At 67.6% G+C, this 18804-nt stretch carries 16 protein-coding genes; 9 read left to right on the forward strand and 7 right to left on the reverse strand.

Features of this window, described 5'->3' with window-relative positions; all coding sequences use genetic code 11:
* Nucleotides 1-52: 52 nt before the first annotated feature.
* Genes IHD13_RS11845 through IHD13_RS11855 form a run of 3 tightly spaced genes read left to right on the forward strand, consistent with a single transcriptional unit; the run spans nucleotide 53 to nucleotide 2200 of the window.
* Nucleotides 53-994 carry a pirin family protein gene (locus IHD13_RS11845; protein ID WP_195861259.1) on the forward strand — a complete coding sequence of 314 codons (942 nt, stop codon included), beginning with the start codon at nucleotides 53-55 and terminating at the stop codon, nucleotides 992-994.
* Nucleotides 995-1025: 31 nt separating this feature from the next.
* The gene (locus IHD13_RS11850; RefSeq protein ID WP_195861260.1) at nucleotides 1026-1625 is read left to right on the forward strand and encodes an NADPH-dependent FMN reductase; all 600 of its coding nucleotides are present in this window, start codon (nucleotides 1026-1028) and stop codon (nucleotides 1623-1625) included.
* Nucleotides 1622-2200 carry an antibiotic biosynthesis monooxygenase gene (locus IHD13_RS11855; protein WP_195861261.1) on the forward strand — a complete coding sequence of 193 codons (579 nt, stop codon included), beginning with the start codon at nucleotides 1622-1624 and terminating at the stop codon, nucleotides 2198-2200. Before IHD13_RS11850 ends, IHD13_RS11855 begins: the two co-directional genes overlap by 4 nt.
* Nucleotides 2201-2233: 33 nt before the next feature.
* Here the strand turns inward: IHD13_RS11855 and IHD13_RS11860 are convergent, their stop codons facing one another.
* From IHD13_RS11860 to IHD13_RS11870, 3 genes are all read right to left on the reverse strand, one after another.
* Complete coding sequence (locus IHD13_RS11860; protein ID WP_195861262.1) at nucleotides 2234-4615, reverse strand: FdhF/YdeP family oxidoreductase; 2382 nt, start codon at nucleotides 4613-4615, stop codon at nucleotides 2234-2236.
* Nucleotides 4612-5469 carry a formate dehydrogenase accessory sulfurtransferase FdhD gene (locus IHD13_RS11865; protein ID WP_195861263.1) on the reverse strand — a complete coding sequence of 286 codons (858 nt, stop codon included), beginning with the start codon at nucleotides 5467-5469 and terminating at the stop codon, nucleotides 4612-4614. Before IHD13_RS11865 ends, IHD13_RS11860 begins: the two co-directional genes overlap by 4 nt.
* Nucleotides 5470-5578: 109 nt before the next feature.
* Nucleotides 5579-6478: a LysR family transcriptional regulator gene (locus IHD13_RS11870; protein ID WP_195861264.1), complete on the reverse strand. Its 900-nt coding sequence runs from the start codon at nucleotides 6476-6478 to the stop codon at nucleotides 5579-5581.
* 382 nt (nucleotides 6479-6860) lie between these two features.
* Between IHD13_RS11870 and IHD13_RS11875 the strand changes: the two genes are divergently transcribed.
* The 5 genes from IHD13_RS11875 (at nucleotide 6861) to IHD13_RS11895 (ending at nucleotide 10897) form a co-directional block, all read left to right on the forward strand.
* Complete coding sequence (locus tag IHD13_RS11875; RefSeq protein ID WP_326838349.1) at nucleotides 6861-8714, forward strand: ABC transporter ATP-binding protein; 1854 nt, start codon at nucleotides 6861-6863, stop codon at nucleotides 8712-8714.
* A 49-nt stretch (nucleotides 8715-8763) separates the two neighbouring features.
* The gene (locus IHD13_RS11880) at nucleotides 8764-9183 is read left to right on the forward strand and encodes a GFA family protein (protein ID WP_195861265.1); all 420 of its coding nucleotides are present in this window, start codon (nucleotides 8764-8766) and stop codon (nucleotides 9181-9183) included.
* A gap of 94 nt (nucleotides 9184-9277) precedes the next feature.
* The gene (locus IHD13_RS11885) at nucleotides 9278-9754 is read left to right on the forward strand and encodes a peroxiredoxin (protein ID WP_195861266.1); all 477 of its coding nucleotides are present in this window, start codon (nucleotides 9278-9280) and stop codon (nucleotides 9752-9754) included.
* Between the two features lie 64 nt (nucleotides 9755-9818).
* A complete protein-coding gene (locus IHD13_RS11890) occupies nucleotides 9819-10400 on the forward strand; it encodes a GNAT family N-acetyltransferase (RefSeq protein ID WP_195861267.1) in 582 nt (193 codons plus the stop codon).
* Between the two features lie 11 nt (nucleotides 10401-10411).
* Nucleotides 10412-10897, forward strand: a complete 486-nt coding sequence (locus tag IHD13_RS11895) for a GNAT family N-acetyltransferase (protein WP_195861268.1) — start codon at nucleotides 10412-10414, stop codon at nucleotides 10895-10897.
* Between the two features lie 166 nt (nucleotides 10898-11063).
* On the opposite strand, the gene IHD13_RS11900 is transcribed toward IHD13_RS11895, so the two are convergent.
* The gene (locus IHD13_RS11900) at nucleotides 11064-12461 is read right to left on the reverse strand and encodes a glutamate decarboxylase (RefSeq protein ID WP_195861269.1); all 1398 of its coding nucleotides are present in this window, start codon (nucleotides 12459-12461) and stop codon (nucleotides 11064-11066) included.
* Nucleotides 12462-12810: 349 nt separating this feature from the next.
* Between IHD13_RS11900 and aspT the strand changes: the two genes are divergently transcribed.
* Nucleotides 12811-14523 carry an aspartate-alanine antiporter gene (aspT, locus tag IHD13_RS11905; protein ID WP_195861270.1) on the forward strand — a complete coding sequence of 571 codons (1713 nt, stop codon included), beginning with the start codon at nucleotides 12811-12813 and terminating at the stop codon, nucleotides 14521-14523.
* Between the two features lie 71 nt (nucleotides 14524-14594).
* On the opposite strand, the gene arfA is transcribed toward aspT, so the two are convergent.
* The 3 genes from arfA to IHD13_RS11920 form a co-directional block, all read right to left on the reverse strand.
* Nucleotides 14595-14732 carry an alternative ribosome rescue factor ArfA gene (gene arfA / locus IHD13_RS11910; protein WP_195861271.1) on the reverse strand — a complete coding sequence of 46 codons (138 nt, stop codon included), beginning with the start codon at nucleotides 14730-14732 and terminating at the stop codon, nucleotides 14595-14597.
* Between the two features lie 95 nt (nucleotides 14733-14827).
* Nucleotides 14828-15748: a uroporphyrinogen-III C-methyltransferase gene (cobA, locus tag IHD13_RS11915; protein ID WP_195861272.1), complete on the reverse strand. Its 921-nt coding sequence runs from the start codon at nucleotides 15746-15748 to the stop codon at nucleotides 14828-14830.
* Complete coding sequence (locus IHD13_RS11920; protein WP_195861273.1) at nucleotides 15736-18468, reverse strand: nitrate reductase; 2733 nt, start codon at nucleotides 18466-18468, stop codon at nucleotides 15736-15738. The genes cobA and IHD13_RS11920 overlap by 13 nt, the downstream gene beginning before the upstream one ends.
* Nucleotides 18469-18804: the final 336 nt, after the last annotated feature.

Here is an 18804-nt window from a genome sequence, read left to right on the forward strand (position 1 = left end):
GGGCCTATGCTAAGGGCCGAGCCTTCTCCCTTGACTTCAGGAAACCCGAACCATGAGCAATCTCGTCAACGAACGCGAGCTCGCCACCTCCCTCGACTGTCCGGTCGTCGATGGCAAGCGCCAGGTGCAGCACGTCACGCCGCACAGCGCCGAGGTGGGCGGCATCCCCGTCAATCGCGCCCTGCCCCGCCGCCAGCGCCGGCTGATCGGCGCCTGGTGCTTCCTCGATCATATCGGCCCCGCCGACTTCGCGGCGGACGACCCCGGCCTCAAGGTCGGGCCCCATCCGCATATCGGCCTGCAGACCTTCACCTGGATGATCGAGGGCGAGATCCTCCATCGCGATAGCCTGGGCACCGCCCAGGTGATCCGCCCCGGCCAGGTCAACCTGATGACCGCCGGCCGCGGCATCAGCCATACCGAAGAGTCGCTCCCCGGCGAGGCGACCCTGCACGCCGCCCAGCTATGGATCGCCCTGCCCGAGGCGGATCGCGCCACCGACCCGCGCTTCGATCACTACCCGACCCTGCCGCGCTGGCAAGAAGAAGGCACCGAGCTGACCCTGCTGGTCGGTGACTTCGCCGGTCACCGGGCCCCGACCCTGACCTTCTCGCCCCTGGTGGCCCTCGACCTGGCCAGCCCCCGAGGCGGCCAGTTGCGCCTGCCGCTACGCGCGGATTTCGAATACGGCCTGCTGCCCCTGGAGGGCGACCTGGCGATCGAGGGCGAGACCTTCCCGCCCAACGAGCTGGCCTACCTGGGCCGCGGCCGCGACGAGGTGACGGTGACCCTGCCAACCGGCGGCCGGGTCCTGCTGGTGGGGGGCGAGCCCCTGGGCGAGGAGATCCTGATCTGGTGGAACTTCGTCGGCCACAGCAAGGCCGAGATCGCCGAGGCCCAGCGCGACTGGGAGGCCGAGAGCCCCCGCTTCGGCACCATCCCCGAGTTCGACGGCCCACGGCTGACCGCCCCGCCGCTGCCCTGGAAAGCCTGATTCTCTTCTCGACCCCAGCCAAGGAGGCCCCATGAGCGACAGCCCCCGCATCCTGGTCTTCGCCGGCAGTACCCGGCGCGGCTCCCACAACGCCCACCTGGCCCGGCTCGCCACCGAGTCCCTGGAGCGCCACGGCGCCCGAGTCACCCGGATCGACCTCAAGGACTACCCCCTGCCCCTCTACGACGGCGACCTGGAGGCCGCCGAGGGGCTGCCGGCCCAGGCCCGGCGCCTGCAGGCCCTGCTCGCCGAGCACCAGGGGCTGCTGATCGCCTCGCCGGAGTACAACGGCTTCCCCACCCCGCTGCTCAAGAACACCCTGGACTGGATGACCCGTCCCGATGGCGAGCGCAGCGGCCTGGCCCTGTTCGCCGACAAGGTGGCGGCGGTGGTGGCGGCCTCCCCCGGGGCCCTGGGCGGCATGCGCAGCCTGGGCCTGACCCGCCAGCTGCTCGGCAACCTGGGGGTGATGGTGCTACCCAACCCCCTGGCCCTGCCCCGCGCCGCCCAGGCCTTCGGCGAGGACGGCGACCTGGAGGAAGACGCCGTGCGCCAGCGCCTCGATGCCCTCTGCCACCGCCTGGTGAATACCCTCGGCCGCCTGAATCCCACCGATGGAGAGACCCCATGAGCGATACCTCCCCTCCCGCGGATATCCATTGCGACGGCGCCACCCTGCAGATTCACCATAAGGTTCGGCCCGAGGCCCGGGAGCGCTACGAGACCTGGCTGCGCCAGATCATCGAGGCCGCCGGGCGCTTCCCCGGCCACCAGGGGGTGCATATCCTGCGCCCGCCGGCACAGGGCCAGGACTACGAGATCGCGGTGCGCTTCGCCAGCGAAGAAGATGCCCAGCGCTGGCGAGAGTCCAACGAGCGCCGGGAGCTGCTGGCGGTGATCCAGCCGGAACTCGCCCAGGACGAGCGCCTCGAAATCCTCAGCGGTATCGATTTCTGGTTCACCCCCCCGGAGTCCGGCGCCAAGGTGCCGGTGCGCTGGAAGCAGTGGCTGATCACCACCTCAGTGATCTGGCCCCTGACCATCCTGGTACCGCTGCTCTGGTGGCCGCTGTTCCGGGTCGCCCCGGTACTCGAGACCTGGGGCCTGCGCCATGGGCTGGTGGCGGCGACCATCGTCGCCCTGGTGGTCTATGTGGTGATGCCGCGAGTCGTCCGCCGGGTCTCGCCCTGGCTGCATCGACGCTAAGCCAACCCCACCACGATCCCAGCTTCCGTGACGCTAAGCCAGGCGGCGGCTGGGTACCAGCTGCACCGCCACCGCCTTGGCCACCGGGGTATCGCTGCCCTCGCCCACCCGCTCCAGGGGCATCAGCGCATTGGTCTCCGGGTAGTAGGCGGCGCAACAGCCCGGCGGGGTGTCATAGGCCACCAGGCGGAAGGCCGGCGCCCGGCGCGGCTCGCCTCGCCTCTCTCCTCGATAAGACTCCCCCAGCAGGTCCACCCAGTCGCCGGCGCGCAGGCCCAGCCGCGCCAGGTCGTCGGGATGGACGAAGAGCACCCGGCGCTGCCCCTTGACCCCGCGATAGCGATCGTCATAGCCATAGACGGTGGTGTTGTACTGGTCGTGGCTGCGCAGGGTCTGCAGGGTCAGCCAGCCCGGGCGCCCGGCCAGGCGCTGGTGCATCACCGCCTCGGGCAGGCCACCGGCGGCGAACTCGGCGCGTCCGGAGTCGGTGGGAAAGTCACGCCGGCGGGCCGGGTTGTCGAGGGTAAAGCCCCGGGGCGCCGCCAAGCGGGCGTTGAAGTCCGCGAAGCCGGGAATCACCGCGGCGATCTCGTCGCGGATACGGTCGTAGTCCGCCACCAGGGCCGTCCAGTCCACCACCGTCGGATCGATACCCCGCCGCGGCAGCACCCGGGCCAGGGTCGCCGCGGCGATTCCGGCGACGATGGCCGGCTCCGAGCGCAGCTCGGGCGAGGCCGGCGTCAGGCGCCCGGCGCTGGCATGCACCGCCGACATGGAGTCCTCGACGCTGATGCGCTGGGGCCGGCCCTCGGGGCCCTGGCGGTCTATCTCGCTGCGCCCCAGGCAGGGCAGGATCAGCGCCTCCCGCCCGGTGATCAGGTGGCTGCGGTTGAGCTTGGTGCTGATCTGCACCGTCAGCCCGGCCCGGCGCAGGGCCGCCTCGGTGCGCGGCGTGTCCGGGGTGGCCCGGGCGAAGTTGCCGCCCAGGCCGATAAAGACCTCGGCCTGCCCCGCCTCCAGGGCCTGCAGGGCACCCTTGGTATTGAGCCCGGGGTGGCGCGGCATGGGCACCCCGTAGCGCGCCTCCAGGGCATCCAGCAGCCAGGTCGGTGCCGTCTCGTCGATGCCCATGGTGCGGTCACCCTGCACATTGGAGTGGCCGCGTACCGGGCAGGCACCGGCCCCGACGCGACCGACATGGCCGCCCAGCAGCAGCAGGTTGATGATCTCGCGCACCGTGGCCACCGAGTGCTCGTGCTGGGTGATACCCATGGCCCAGGTGATGATCACCCGCGGGGCGCCGGCGTAGATCTCGGCCAGGCGCGCCATCTCTTCCCGCCCCACGCCGGCCTGGGCCTCCAGCGTCGCCCAGTCGCAGGCCAGCACCGCTTCCCGCCAGGCCGCGTAGCACCGGGTATGAGCCTCGATAAAGGCGCGATCCGGGGTGAAGGTGCCCGCCGCCTGCCTGGCGAAGAGCGCCTTGGCCAGGCCGCGCAGCAGCGCCATGTCGCCGCCCAGCCGCGGCTGCACATAGTGGCCGGCGATGGGGTGGCTGCCGGCATGCAGCATCTCGACCTTGCGCTGGGGGTCGGCGAAGCGCTCCAGGCCGCGCTCGCGCAGGGGGTTGATGGCCACGATGGTGGCGCCCCGCTCCGCCGCCCGGCGCAGGTCCCCCAGCATCCGCGGGTGATTGGTGCCGGGGTTCTGGCCCAGCACGAAGATGGCATCCGCTGCCTCGAAGTCCTCCAGGCGCACCGTGCCCTTGCTCACCCCCAGGCTCGCCGTCATGCCCAGGCCGCTGGCTTCGTGGCACATATTGGAGCAGTCGGGGAAGTTGTTGGTACCGTACAGGCGCACGAACAGCTGGTAGAGGTAGGCGGCCTCGTTACTGGCCCGCCCCGAGGTGTAGAAGAGCGCCCGATCCGTGTCATCGAGGCCGGCCAGGCGCTCGGCGATCAGCGCGAAGGCGGCGTCCCAGCCGATGGGCCGATAGCGATCCGTGGCGGCATCATAGTAGAGGGGCTCGACGAGGCGGCCCTGGGCCTCCAGGCGGCAGTCGTCCCAATTCAGCAGTTCGCTCACCGCATGGCGGGCGAAGAAGTCGCGGCCCACCCGCTTGGCGGTGGCCTCCCAGGCCACTGCCTTGGCGCCGTTCTCGCAGAACTCGAAGGCGGCGCCATGGGTCGGGTCGCCCCAGGCACAGCCCGGGCAGTCGAAACCGTCGGCCTGATTCATCGCCAGCAGCGCCCGCACCCCGGTCAACGGGGCACCGCTGCGCGCCAGCTGGCGGCCGACGCTCTTCAGCGCGCCCCAGCCCCCGGCGGGGCCATGGTAAGGGGCCAGGGAGGGCGTGCCGGCCAGGCGCTTCTCGGTCAACGGCAGTGTCGCCTCGGGCGAGGTGTCGACTTGGCTCATAACAGGTTCTCCGGGGTATCGGGGGCCTGGCCGCTAAGCAGCTCCAGGTCACGGCCGCGGTGGCAACAGATCAGGTTGAGGTCACAGGCCCGGGCCACCTCCACCGCCATATCGGAGGGCAGCGCCAGGGTGGCCAGGGTGGTGATGCCGGCACGCACCGCCTTGTGCACCAGTTCCAGGCTGCAGCGGCTGGAGACCAGCAGGGCCGCGAAGTGCCGCCCCGGATCGCGCCCCCGACGCAGCCCTTCGCCGATCACCCGGTCCAGGGCGTTATGGCGACCGATATCGCGCCCCAGGGTCAGGGGGCGCCCCCCTGCATCCAGCCCCAGGGCGAGATGCAGGCCCGGCGCCGAATGCGTGTTCAAGGCCTCCAGGCCGCGCCGCAGCGCCGCCGCCGCCAGGGGCGGCCGTGCCGGCAGACGCCGCAGCCCGGCCAGCAGTTGCCCCTCCTCGGCCAGCCCGCAGGCGCCGCAGCTGGAGAGCGAGGGGGCGGCACGCCGCAACGCCAGGGCCTGGGCCTCGATCCGCGGTGCCACCGAGAGATGCACCGCCAACCCATGGCGCAGCCGGGCCAGACGCACTTCGGTGACCTGATCGGCCCGGGTGATCCAGCCGGCGGTATAGGCATGGCCCAGGGCCAGCGGTTCCAGGGACTCCGGGGTCGCCAACAGGGTCGCCATGGGGCGGTCGTTGAGCAGCAGGGTCAGGGGCGCTTCACAGGGGCCGCTCTGGTCGCGCAGCGGCCGCCGGCGGCTATCCCGATAGGTCGCGGCACCATCGAAGCGGGCACGGCGCCGTAGTGGCGCCGCGGCAGGCGCTGGAGTCGTGACAAGGGAGGTCGCAGTGATAGGCATCAGGGGTCGCCCCGGGGACAGCAACGGATGCCGACAGCCTACTCGGGGGCGTCGCTCCCTCGCCAATGGAGGCGAGCGATCTCATCATAGATGCCATCTATCAAACGACTCAGGAGGAAGCCGGCCAGGCCGCCAGCACCTCCTCCAGCAGGCGACTGCGCGGCCGCTGGGGCCGCCACAGCAGGCCGACCCGATCCCCCGGCCCCGGCAGTCGCCGGGCGAGGATCCCGGAAGCGGTGGCCGGCAGGCACTCCTCCGGCAATACGCCGACCCCCAGCCCGGCCCCCACCATCGCCAGCAGGGCGGCGATGGAGTTGGCCTCCAACTGGGGTTCCAGGGACTCGTTCAGGGGCGCTGTCGAGGCTTCCCCCGGGGACTCACCCTGCGCCTGGAGGCGCGCCGCCAGCAACTGGCGGTTATGCATCTCCGGGGTCAGCAGACAGAGGGGATAGTCCCCCAGGCTCGTCCAGTCGGGGGCCTCGGGCAAGCGGAAGTGGCGTGGCGAGGCGAGCAGCGCCGGGCGCTCGGCGTGGAGGGGACGATGGGCGAAGCCGGCCATGGCCGGGGCATCCAGGTAGCCCAGCACCAGGTCCAGCTCGCCGTTTTCCAGCCCCTGGGCCAGGCGCGGCGTGGCCAGCTCGCGCAGGCGCACCCGCAGCCGCGGATGGGTCGCCCGCAGGCCGGCCAGCGGCGCGGCCAGGGCGCCCAGGGCGGTGGGGATCACCCCCAGAGTCAGGCGCCCGGTAAGGGGCGCATCCGGGGCCAGCTCGCCGCGCAGCGCCTCGAATTCGCCGAGGATGCGCCGGGCATGGCCCAGCACCCGCTCTCCCTCCGGGGTCAGCCCCTCGTAGCGACGCCCCCGGCGAATCAGCCGTACCCCCAGTTCCTCCTCCAGGCCACGCAGCCGCGCCGAGAGGGTCGGCTGGGTGACATGGCAGGCCGCGGCGGCGCGGCCGAAGTGGCGCTCCCGGGCCAGGGCGGCCAGGAAGGCGAGTTGACGATGATCCAAGCGTCCCCCCCCTCGGGGTAGCAGTGATAGACGAGTCCTATGATGCCAGACCTGGCCCCGCTCGCCAGTGTTCCCTCCTCCAGCGTTGGCATAGCCAAGGGGCGCTGGGGGCAGGGCAGAGCGGGGGTTTTTTGCCAGGGGTGAGGAGGATTCCTCCGAACGGGCTGGCCAGGGATGGCCAGCACCGGTCCTGCAAGCGGAGCAGGATGCGAGAGCGAAGCAGGGCAAAAGTAGCGCCCAGGGAGGGGTTCACAGCGCCCCGCGATGGCCTGCCCCCAGGATAGCCCCGGTCCTCAGCGGCAAGGCAGGCTTACCCGACCGACAAGGCGCTAACGCTGGGCTCTGCTACACTCGGCCCTTCTGCTCTGCCGGAGTCCTCGCCGTGTCGGCCCCCATCCCGCCCACGCCCCCCGCCAATCCCTTCGCCGGCTTCTTCGGCGTCTTCCGCTATAGCCGCCGGGCGATCCGCCTGGTGTGGGAGACCTCGCGGCCGCTGACCCTGGGCCTGGCGGTCTGCACCCTGGTGGCCGGGGTACTGCCGGCGGTGGCGGCCTGGCTCGGCCAGTTGATCGTCGATGCGGTGGTGGCGGCCATGGCGGCCCACCGGGAGAGCGGCCAGGCGCCGACCTTCGAGAGCCTCTGGCCGGTGCTGCGCTATGTGCTGGCCGAGGCCGGGGTGATCGCCCTGATCGCCCTGGCCCAGCGCGGCCTCTCCGCCCAGCAGTCGCTGCTGCGCGCCCAGCTCGGGCACAAGGTCAATGTGCTGATCCTGGAGAAGGCGGGGCAGTTGTCGCTGGCCCAGTTCGAGGACTCGGAGCTCTACGACAAGCTGACCCGGGCCCGCCGCGAGGCCTCCACCCGCCCCCTGGCGCTGGTCAACAAGACCTTCGCCCTGGGCCAGCACGGCATCTCCCTGGTCAGCTTCGGGGTGCTGCTGGTGGGCTTCTCGCCCTGGGCGCTGCTGATCCTGGTGGTGGGTGCCCTGCCGGTGTTCCTCTCCGAGGCCAAGTTCTCCGGCGACGCCTTCCGGCTGTTCCGCTGGCGCTCGCCCCAGACCCGCATGCAGATGTACCTGGAGACGGTGCTGGCCCGGGAGGACAGCATCAAGGAGGTGCGCCTGTTCGGCCTGGAGCCGCTGCTGCTGGGCCGCTATCGCGGTATCTTCGAGACCCTCTACGGCGAGGATCGCCGTCTGACCATCCGCCGCGACAGCTGGGGCTTCCTGCTCGGCCTGCTGGGCACCCTGGCCTTCTACGGCGCCTATGCCTGGGTGGTGATCGAGACGGTAGGCGGCGCCCTGACCCTGGGCGAGATGACCATGTACCTGATGGTCTTCAAGCAGGGCCAGGCGGCGCTCTCGGCGGGACTCACCGCCATCGGCGGCATGTACGAGGACAACCTCTACCTCTCCAACCTCTACGAGTACCTGGAGCAGCCGGTGGAGCACGACGCCGGCACCCTGACCGCGGGCGAGCTTCCCGGCGATGGCATCCGCTTAGAGGGGGTCGCCTTTACCTACCCCGGCGCCGAGACCCCGGTGCTGGCGGGCATCGACCTGCACCTGCGCCCGGGCCAGAGCCTGGCCCTGGTGGGCGAGAACGGCTCCGGCAAGACCACCCTGATCAAGCTGCTGACGCGCCTCTATCCCCCCTCGGCGGGGCGCATCCTGCTCGACGGCAGCGACCTGCGCGACTGGGACGTCCAGGCCCTGCGTCGGCGCATCGGGGTGATCTTCCAGGACTTCGTGCGTTACCAGTTGCAGGTCGGCGAGAACCTGGGGGTCGGCGACGTGGCCGCCTTCGAGGACGAAGCCCGCTGGCAGGCCGCCGCCCGCCTGGGCCTGGCGGACGCCTTTATCGAGCGCCTGGGCGGCGGCTACCGCACCCAGTTGGGGCGCTGGTTCAAGGGCGGGCAGGAGCTCTCCGGCGGCCAGTGGCAGAAGATCGCCCTGTCCCGGGCCTATATGCGCGAGGGCGCCGATATCCTGGTGCTCGACGAGCCCACCGCCGCCATGGACGCCGCCGCCGAGGCGGAGGTCTTCGCCCGCTTCCGCGAGCACAGCCGCGACAAGATGACCATCCTGATCTCCCACCGCTTCTCCACGGTGCGCGCCGCCGACCAGATCCTGGTGATCGATCGCGGCCGCATCCTCGAGCGCGGCACCCACGCCGAGCTGCTGGCCCGGGATGGCCGCTATGCCCGGCTGTTCCGCCTCCAGGCCAAGGGCTACCGCTGAGCGGTGAACTACACTGCAAGGCCAAACCACACTCAAGGAGGAGACCGCCATGTCGATGACCGCCAATGGACGCTGCCTATGCGGCGCCGTGACTTTGGAACTGAGCCTCGGCGACGCCAAGGTAGGCGCCTGCCACTGCACCATGTGCCGCACCTGGGGCGGCGGCCCCCTGCTGGCCCTGGAGTCGGTGGCGGCCATGACCCTGCACGGCGAGAAGCACGTCGCCACCTACGCCTCCTCGGAATGGGCCGAGCGCGGCTTCTGCAGCCGCTGCGGCACTCACCTCTTCTATCGCCTGAAGGAGGGCGGCCATGTCGCCGTGCCGGTGGGCCTGATCGATGACGGTCGCGCCTGGCGCTTCGAGGCCGAGATCTTCGTCGACGAGAAGCCCGCCTTCTACGACTTCGCCAACCCCACTCACAAAATGACCGGCGCCGAGGTCTTCGCCGCCTTCGCCCGGCAGGAGTAACGGCGCTTCTCCGGGAGACGCCGCTCCTGCTACATTGGTCGCGCCGGGGGATGCCCCGGCGCGACCGATTCCATCGACGAGAAGGATCCCCGACATGAGTCTTGCCATCGGCGACAAACTGCCCAACCTGACCCTCAAGACCAACGGCGCCCAGGGCCCCGAGGAGATCGACACCGATACCCTCTTCGCCGGCAAGAAGGTGGTGCTCTTCGCCGTGCCCGGCGCCTTTACCCCGGGCTGCTCCAACACCCATATGCCGGGCTTCGTGATCAAGGCCGACGAGATCCTCGCCAAGGGCGTGGACGCCATCGTCTGCACCTCGGTCAACGACGCCTTTGTGATGGGCGCCTGGCAGAAGGATCAGAATGCCCAGGCCATCACCATGCTGGCCGACGGCAGCGCCGACTTCGCCGAGGCCATCGGCCTGAGCAAGGACCTCACCGCCGCCGGCATGGGCGTACGCAGCCAGCGCTACGCGCTGATCGCCAACGACGGTGTCGTGGAGTACCTGGGCGTCGACGAGAAGGGCGTCGACAAGAGCAGCGCCGACACCATCCTCGCCCAGCTGTAACGAGTCTCTACCCGTGTTTAAGGGCCGGTGATCATGCCGGCCCTTTTTGTCACCGAGAACCGACATGACACGCCTTATCGAACCCAAGACACCGCGCCTGCGGCTGCGTCAGTGGCGGGAGAGCGACCTGGCGCCCTTCGCCGCCCTCAATGCCGACCCGGAGGTGATGGCACACTTCCCGGCACTGCTGAGCCGCGCCGAGAGCGATGCCCTGGCCGAACGCATTCGTGAGCGGATCGCCGAGCGGGGCTGGGGGTTCTGGGCGGTGGAGGCGAAAGCAGAAACGTCCTTACAGGCGTCCTTTATCGGCTTCGTGGGGCTGCATATCCCCCGGGACGACCTACCCTTCGCACCCTGTGTGGAGATCGGCTGGCGCCTAGCGCGACCCTACTGGGGACACGGCTATGCCCGGGAAGCGGCCGAGGCCGCCCTGGCGGTGGCCTTCGACTCGCTGGGGCTCGACGAGGTGGTCTCCTTCACCAGCCTCGACAATCACCGCTCACAGGCGGTGATGAGGCGACTCGGCATGCGTCGCGCCGAGACCTTCGAGCATCCCGCCCTGCCCCCGAGCCATCCGCTGTGCCTCCACTGCCTCTATCGACTGAGCGCCGCCGACTGGCGTATCGCCACCCCCCTTTACCCCTGACCGGAGCCCCCATGGAGATCACCCCCATCAGCCCCGAGGATTTCGCGCATTTCTGGCCCACCTTCCGGGCCATCGTCCAGGCCCGGGAGACCTATGCCCTGGATCCGGCGCTGACCTATGAGCAGGCCTATCACCTGTGGTGCGAACTTCCCCAGTTCAGCTTCGTGGCCAAGGCCGAGGGCCAGGTGCTGGGCGGCTATTACCTCAAGCCCAATGCCGCCGGGCCCGGCGACCATATCTGCAACTGCGGCTATATGGTCGCCCCCGAGGCCCGCGGCCGCGGCGTGGCCCGGGCACTGTGCGAACACTCCCAGCGGGTGGCCCGGGAGGCCGGCTATCGCGGCATGCAGTTCAATGCGGTGGTGGCCAGCAATCACGCCGCCATCCGGCTATGGCGCGCGCTGGGCTTCACCATCGTCGGCACCGTGCCGGACGCCTACCGCCACGCCCGGGAGGGCCTGGTGGACACCCATATCATGCACAAGGCCCTCGGGTGAGGGCCTGAAGGAAGCGTGACTAGGCTTTGTACGAAAACTGGGGGGAAGCGAAGGAGAGAGGACAGACGCCTGGCGAAACGGCCGCGTCAGGCCGCCGAGGCTATGGGAGGCGAGTGGGCCATATCAGGCTCGCGCCTCCCAAGGCAGACAATCGTCACGCCTTATCTCAACACTTGCTGGGTGACACCTTGTAGGATTCGGAGGAGTGGGAGTGGAGCTGGGGAGGCGTAGTGTTGCCTCCGTGCTCCTCCAGCCACTTGCAGGCGCTCACGATATCGCTCGCAAGCCCTTTGAGGACATTTCTATTGAGATGGGGGCGAACCACCACACGCAGCGAGCGAACCTCCTCGGCCGCAGGCGGCATTGTATAGGCGGAGAGCACCCAACCGCGCTCGCGAACCTTGGCCGAGACATCGAATTCGTTGAAGTTCCTGTATTGATCCTTCAGCGTCAGCGCAACCACAGGAATGCGCTGAGTCTCGTTCATGATAGTGAAGTATCCGCTCTCCACCAGAAGATCACGGAGATACTGGGAGTTCTCCACCGTTTTCATCATGATCCGCTGATAGCCCTCGAACCCCAAACGTATGAAGCCATAATACTGCAGCGCAATCTGTACGGCATTGCGCGAGAAATTGAGCGTTGCGGTCGGCATTTCGCCGCCCAGATAATTGACGTAGAAAATCAGGTCCTCATTAAACACCCTCTTTTCTCGAAAGACGATCCAGCCAAGTCCCGGAGGTACGAGCCCAAACTTGTGTCCCGAGGCATTGATCGACTGCACTCTTGGTAGGCGGAAATCCCATTCGTAGTCGGGATAGCAGAAGGGGTTGACGAAACCACCCGACGCCCCATCGATATGCATGGGTATAGAGATACCGGTACGCTTCTCGTAATCATCCAGCCAATCGTGAATTTCCTGAATATCGTCGTCTTCTCCGGTGAAGGTCTGGCCAGCAATCGCTACTACGCAAATGGTATTCTCATCGACATACTCATCCAGATGCTCGGCCGTCAGGCGATAATTTCCCGGCTTAAGGGGAACGATTCTGGGCTCAACATCAAAGTAGCGTAGGAACTTCTTCCAGACGATCTGAACGTTACCACCTGTCACCATATTGGGACGCGTCGCATCCTTGCCTGCCTGCTCACGCGCCTGTCGCCAATTCCACTTGTGAGCGAGCCCCGCAAGCATACAAGCCTCGGATGAGCCAACGGTCGCAGCCCCGTAGGACTCGACATCCTGAGGCCCATTCCAGAGCGCATGCAGCCACTTCACCATTCGCCGTTCCATGCTGAACAGCTGCGGGTACATGTCATGATCGATATGATTCTTGAGTATGTGTTCCCGCGCCAGCTCGACTTCCTCTGGCTCCATAAAGGTGGTGACGAAAGATGAAAGATTCATCTCGGGACGCGCGTCTGTCCAAGCCTCGCTGTTCACAATGGCCTTGGCCGCACGCGGGTGCACACCGTGTCGCGGCATATGATCTTCGGGCACTTCCATGTTGAACATATCCCAGGGCGACATCTTGTCCATGGACAGGTCATTCTGATCAGCCATGCCAGCTTCTCCATGCTTTGCATTACGACGGTGAGAAAACCATAGACCGCTCACATGGAGTTTTCACTACAAGTTTTGTAAAAATCATGAAAACCTAATCAAACCGTTGTTTTTCATGATTTTTTTCTGAAGAATGGGTATTCAGCACCATGAATCGACCGAAATTCGGATAAAAATCCAACAAAATCATATGCATACAAAAAATGGCCTGACACCGCCCTCGCCTTCACTAAAATCAATACTCAGGCTGTGTTGTAATATGCTGCCGTAAGACCGTAGACCATGGACTGTCGAAAGCGGCCGGCCCATGCGGGCAACGATCAATCAACGCCTTCAAGGAACGAGCAACATGATTGAGCATCTCATCGAATGGACTCCGACCACGCTGCGAAGTCACCCTGAGCTTGCTATTTTCATCACCTTGGCGCTGGGTTACTGGGTAGGCGCAAGACAGTTTGGCTCATTCAGCCTCGGCGCAGTCACAGGAACACTACTCACCGGGATTATCGTTGGGCAGCTTGGCATCGAGATATCGGATCAGATCAAGTCGATCTTCTTTATCATGTTCCTGTTTTCCGTGGGATTCGGCGTGGGGCCACAGTTCGTCCGAGGTGTCGCTTCAGATGGCCTGCCCCAAGCGCTGTTTGCTGTCGTGGTCTGTGTGGTCATCCTTGCCTGCGTGGCGGGTGCCGCCATGGTGGCAGGGTATGGCCCAGGATTGGCGGCTGGCCTGCTGGCAGGTTCGCAAACGATTTCTGCCTCCATCGGGATCGCCACGGATGCCATGGCCCGTACCGGCATGTCGCCAGAGCAGATCGTCGCACAGGAAAACCTCATTCCTGTTGCCTATGCCATCACCTATATCTTCGGCACGGTAGGGACTGGCTGGATTCTGGCTTACCTCGGCCCGAAGCTGCTTCGCGTTGACATCGCCGCTGAGTGTGCACGATACGAGCGTGAGCACTCTGTCGGGGCCCCGGAAGGTGGCATGGAAAGCGCCTGGAACCAGCATGAAATACGGGCCTTCCGCATCCCGGCAGGCGGTCGCGTTGATGGGTTGACCGTTGCCCAGGCAGAAGCAGCGGCGGGTGAGCGGCTCTTTATCGAGGGGTTGCGACAAGATGGTCAACGCGTTCAGCCGAGCCCCGACCTGGTTCTGAAAGCAGGCGATGTGGTGGCAGTCTCCGGCCGTCGGCAAGCGCTGGTAACACTGTCCAATATGACCGAGGAAGTGGAGGATCGAGAGCTCATCGATATCCCGGTGGAGGCTGTAGACGTTCTCGTAACCGCCAAGTCCGCCAATGGGCGTCAGTTGATCGAGCTGGCACAGGAGCCCTTTGCCCGCGGGGTTTATCTGAACAGCATTCGCCGCGGATCCGCTGGCGTGGAAGTCCCGATCCTGGCCAATACCAAGCTTCACCGTGGTGACATCGTGCGCATCTCGGGCACCGCCATGCATACCGCCAGGGTAGTCGAGGCGCTAGGCTATGCTGATAGGCCCGCCACCATCACCAATATGGTTCTGGTCGGGCTAGGGATTTGCATTGGAGGGCTGATTGGCTCGCTGATCCTGCCCATTCATGGCGTACCCATCACGCTGGGCACTTCAGGCGGTGCGCTGGTAGCGGGTATTCTTCTTGGCTGGTATCGCACGGTCAATCCGAGAATAGGCAATGTTCCGGAGTCAACGCTCTGGTTCATGAACTCGGTGGGGCTGAACGTCTTTATTGCGGTGGTGGGTATCAGCGCAGGTCCTACTTTTATATCAGGCCTTCAGCAAGCGGGGTTTGGCATCTTCTTCGCCGGCCTTTTTGCTACCGGCATGCCTATGATACTCGCCCCGCTGATCGGTAAGTATATCTTTCGGCTTGATCCAGCAATAAACCTTGGCTGCTGCGGTGGCGCAAGGACGTCTACGGCTTCGAGTGCCATGGTATCTGAAGTTGCCAAGAGCAATGTGCCCATGCTGGGTTACACGGTTCCCTATGCGGTATCCAATACGCTGCTGACACTATGGGGGCTCGCGATTGTCCTTCTCCTTCATGTCGGGCCAGGCGGCTAAGGCGTAAATAGGTAATAGGCAATCGGCAACAACTCCGCAGTCAGGGGCAGACGCCTGGCGAAACGGCCGGTTCAGGCCGCTTGGCGAGGCGCCCGCCCCTTGCGTGAGTAGCTGCCCTTGCCCTTCTTGGGGGTCTCGCGCCGCTGCTTGAACAGCGGGGTGCGTAGCGCGGCCTTGAGGGCGTTATCGCGAATCTTGCCGGTCTTCATCGGAACACTCCTTGGACGTCACAGGAGGCGAACACCGCCTCCCGGCGCCTCTATGACTGGCACCGCGCCCGGGGGTTCCCTCTTCTCGTGCCGAATCAGGCCTCGGCCAACCGAGCCTCGGCGAGCGCCTTGAGGCTCGCCCGGCTCGCCGCCATCCGCACCACGCTGCCCACGACGATCAGGCAGGGCGAGGGCAGTGGCTCGGCCGCCAACTTCGCGGGCATCTCAGCCAGGGTGCCGATCAGCGCCCGCTGCTCGGGCAGGCTGGCATTGGCCACCAACATGATCGGCCAGTCGTCGGGCAGGCCGGCGCCGCGCAGCCCGTCGCAGATCGCCTCGACCTTGGCCAGGCCCATATAGAACACCAGGGTCTCGTCACGACGCGCCAGCGCCGCCCAGTCGGGCTCGCCGTCGGCGCGGCACAGCTGGGCGGTGACCAGGCGCAGCTGCTGGGCATGGGCCCGGTCGGTGAGCGGGATGCCCATGCCGGCGCAGGCCGCCGAGGCGGCGGTGATGCCGGGCACGATCTCGGTGGGCACCCCCGCCGCATCCAGGGCGGCGAGCTCCTCGCCCATGCGCCCGAAGACCCCGGGGTCGCCGCCCTTGAGGCGTACCACCGACTTGCCCTGCCCCGCCAGTTCCACCAGCAGCTCGCCGATCTCCGCCTGGGGCACGCTATGGTGGCCACTCGCCTTGCCCACATAGTAGCGCTCCCGGTGGGCAGGAATCAGCGCCAGCACCTCATCCCCCACCAAGCGGTCATAGACCACCGCATCGGCCTCGCCCAGCAGGCGGGCAGCCCTGAGGGTCAGCAGCTCCGCCGCGCCGCTGCCGGCCCCCACCAGGTAGACGCTGCCGGGGCGACAGTCACCGCCCAGGGCCGTGCCCTTCCGGTGATCCGCGCCATCGGTCCGCCAGGGAGCGGGGGCACCGATCAACCGCGCCAGGCCGCGCAGCGGCGCCAGCAGGGCGTACCATAAGGCGCGAGTCTTGAGGGTCTGATTCAGGGTTCGCATGGGGCCTTCTCCTCCGCGGCACACGCCGTGCGGTGCTCTTCGATCAGAGACTTGAGTTCGGGAATGCAGCTGCCGCACTGGGTGCCGCAGGCCAGCCGGGCGCCCAGCGCCTCGACGCTGATATCACCGCCGCGGATCGCCGCGACGATCGCCTTCTGGCCCACCTGGTGGCAGCTGCACACCACCGGTCCGCTATCGGCGGCGCCATCGTCGCAACCGGCCAGCAGGCGGCGCCGGCGTTCGGGGGCCAGGGCCTCGCCGCGGGCGGCCTCGGCGAAACGTTCATCGAGCCAGGCCAGCCCCGGCAGCTCCGCCGGGGGGCCCACCATCAGCCACCAGCGCAGGCGTCCGTCCTCGATCCCGGCGGCGCGCAGCCGACCACCGGTGGGATCGTCGAGCCACAGCGCCGGGGCCACCGGCAGCTCGCGCGTCACCCAGGCCAGCCAGTCGCGACCGGCGCTCTCGGGGGCCCCGGCCAGTTGCCAGCGCTGGCCATGGGCCAGGGGGATACGCGCCCAGTAGGCGGCCTCCGTGCACCAGCCGGGCGTCACCGCCAGGTCATCGGCCACCAGCAGGGTCGCCTCCCAGGCGACGGCCAGGGGCTCGAGGGCCACGGCGCCATGCTTGGACTCGGGCTGGCCGGAGACGGGATCGAGGTGGGCCTCCAGCAGGCTGCCCATACGCGCGTTCCCGCTGAAGCGATCACTCCAGTGCATGGGCACGAATACCTCGCCACGGCGCTGCCCCTTGGTGAGCCGCACCCGGCCCAGGTAGTCGCCGCCGGCACCACGCAGCCGGGCCAGTTGCTGGTCACCGACGCCCAGCGCCAGGGCATCCTCGGGGGTGATCTCGATAAAGGGCTCGGCGCGGTGATTCATCAGCCGCGGCGCCCGGGCGGTGCGGGTCATGGTGTGCCACTGATCGCGGATGCGCCCGGTATTGAGGCGCAGCGGCCGCGCCTCGCAGAGCGCCTGCTCGGGGGCCCGCGGGCGCACCGGGATCAGCCTGGCCAGGCCATCCGGGGTGGCGAAGCGACCATCCTCGAAGAGCCGGGCGGTGCCCTGGGGCGCGGCGGTGGTGACCGGCCACTGGATGGGCGCCAGGGCGTCGTAGGCGGCGCGATCGAGCCCGGCCAGCGCGGAGATATCGAATAGCCGCTCGCCCGGGGTGCCGGGAAGGTTCTCGAAGCCGGAGAGCCGGGCGTGCTCGTCGAAGATTTCGCAAGGATGCGAGTAGTCGAAGGCCTCGCCATAACCCAGGCGATGCGCCACCTGGGTGATGATCCACCAGTCGTGCTTCGCCTCCCCCGGCGGCGGCAACAGGCCGCGCTGGCGGGAGATACGCCGTTCGGAGTTGGTCACGGTGCCATTCTTCTCCGACCAGCTCGATGCCGGCAGCACGATATCCGCATAGGCCAGCAGGTCGGTATCGGCCATGCACTCGGAGACGATCACCAGCGGACACTTCTCGAGTGCCGCCCGCACCCGATCGGCTCGGGGCAGGCTGACCGCCGGGTTGGTGGCCATGATCCATAGCGCCCGGACCTCGCCCCGCTCGATGGCCTCGAAGAGTTCCACCGCCTTGTGGCCGGGGCCCTCGGGCAGGGTCGGGGTCAGCGACCCGGTGGTCCAGAAGCGGGTCACCCGGTCGAGGGCGCCCGGGGTGTGGTAGTCCATATGGGCGGCCAGTTGGTTGGCCAGGCCGCCCACCTCGCGGCCGCCCATGGCGTTGGGCTGGCCGGTGATGGAGAAGGGCCCGGCCCCGGGCAGGCCGAGCTTGCCGCCGGCCAGGTGGCAATTGATGATGGCGTTGCACTTGTCGGTGCCGCTGGAGGACTGGTTGACCCCCTGGGAGTAGAGGGTCACCACATGCAGCTGGCTGGCGAACCAGTAGTAGAAGGTCTCCAGGCGCTCCGGGTCCAGGTCGCAGTCGGCGGCAATGGCCTCCACCGAGGCATCGTCTTCCCGGGCCGCGGCCAGGACCTCGTCGAACCCCTGGGTGTGCTGCGCCAGGTAGACCCGGTCGAGCTTGCCCTTGTCGGCCATCCAGGCCAGCAGGCCGGTGAACAGCCGGGCGTCGCTGCCGGGTTTGAGGCCCAGGTAGAGGTCGGCGATCTCGCAGCTGTCGGTGACCCGGGGATCGATCACCACCACCCGCATCAAGGGGTTGCGGGTCTTGGCCACCTTGAGGCGCTGGTAGAGCACCGGGTGGTTCCAGGCCAGGTTGGAGCCCACCAGCACCACCAGCTCGGCCTCCTCCAGGTCTTCGTAGCTGCAGGGCACGGCGTCGGCGCCCAGGCTGCGCTTGTAAGCGGCCACCGCCGAGGCCATGCAGAGCCGCGAGTTGGTGTCCAGGTGGGGGGTGCCGAGGAAGCCCTTGAAGAGCTTGTTGGCGGCGTAATAGTCCTCGGTGAGCAATTGCCCGGAGAGGTAGGCCGCCACCGCGCCGTCGCCGTGCTCGCGACGGGTCGCCGCCAGGCGCTCGGCCACGGCGTCGAGCGCCGTCTCCCAGTCCACCTCGGCGCCATCGACCCGGGGACGGGTCAGGCGCCCCCGGTGGCCGAGGGTCTCGTGGAGGGCCGAGCCCTTGACGCAGAGGCGGCCATAGTTGGCCGGATGCTCGCTGTCGCCGCTGACGCCGACGATCCGCTCGCCCTCCAGCTCCGCCACGACGCCGCAGCCGACGCCGCAGTACGGACAGGTGGTTCGCGCCTGATGCATAGGTTTGCCTCTTGAAACGACGATGGCGCCCTCCCTCGGCCGCTAGGCCGTGGGCAGGACGCCATTGTCGTGTTCGCTGAACTGCTGCTATCAATAGGACCGCCATTGGTCCCGGGTTACCTCGATTAAAGCAAGCCCTGTGCCATGCTCACGCTAGCAACTAGCAAGTTATTGATTATTCAATTTTTATCTATGGAGAAGCCGGTCCCGCCCGGCGCCCCCGCGATACCCCACGCACCATAAGAAGGCACCTTCAGGCGTGACTGCACCCCGGCGGCGCAGGCCGAGGGTGGCTCATTCCAGTACGGGCCATCGACGAGCCGCCTGGAGGCCGAT

It is taken from the genome of Halomonas sp. 328 (genome assembly GCF_015645095.1).
Lineage (GTDB): Bacteria > Pseudomonadota > Gammaproteobacteria > Pseudomonadales > Halomonadaceae > Bisbaumannia.